The organism is Polaromonas sp. P1_G2 (assembly GCF_056405515.1).
The window spans coordinates 1-426 of the sequence record NZ_JBFUBY010001306.1 but is presented as its reverse complement, the minus strand read 5'-3'; the positions used below and the strand labels follow the sequence as shown (position 1 = coordinate 426).

Below are 426 nucleotides of genomic sequence, written 5' to 3'. Positions count from 1 at the left end.
TATTTGCGTTCGGTAAAGGCCCCCATTCAGTCGTGGGAACTGCCGAGCCAGAGGTCGGATTGCTCACGCCGCCGAAGGGAGGCCGACGTCGCTGCGGACGACCCTGGAGCTTCAGCCCGTGACGCGCTTCCTGAAACTCTCGAACTCGTCATCGGAAATCGGCACCACGTGCTGGGTCGCCGGATAGGCGCCGGTCTGGACGTCGGAGATGAATTCCTTGAACGCCGAAACCCGTTCCTGCTGCAGCCGTTCGAATTCCGCGGCGAAGTTGCGATAGGTCTTGGCGTGGCGGGGCTTGTGGCCGCGTGTGTGGCCGAGGACGTCTTCGGTGAACAGATATTGCGCGTCGGCGCCGGGGCCGGCGCCCATGCCGAGCATGATCAGCGGCGTCGATTTGGAAATCAGTTCGGCGACACGGTCCGGCAC

At 63.6% G+C, this 426-nt stretch carries 1 protein-coding gene; it reads right to left on the bottom strand.

Annotated elements, in window-relative coordinates; all coding sequences use genetic code 11:
* Positions 1-111: 111 nt before the first annotated feature.
* Positions 112-426: 3-methyl-2-oxobutanoate hydroxymethyltransferase (locus AC1D0P_RS30265; protein WP_477680110.1), on the bottom strand; the 315-nt coding region annotated here is incomplete at its 5' end.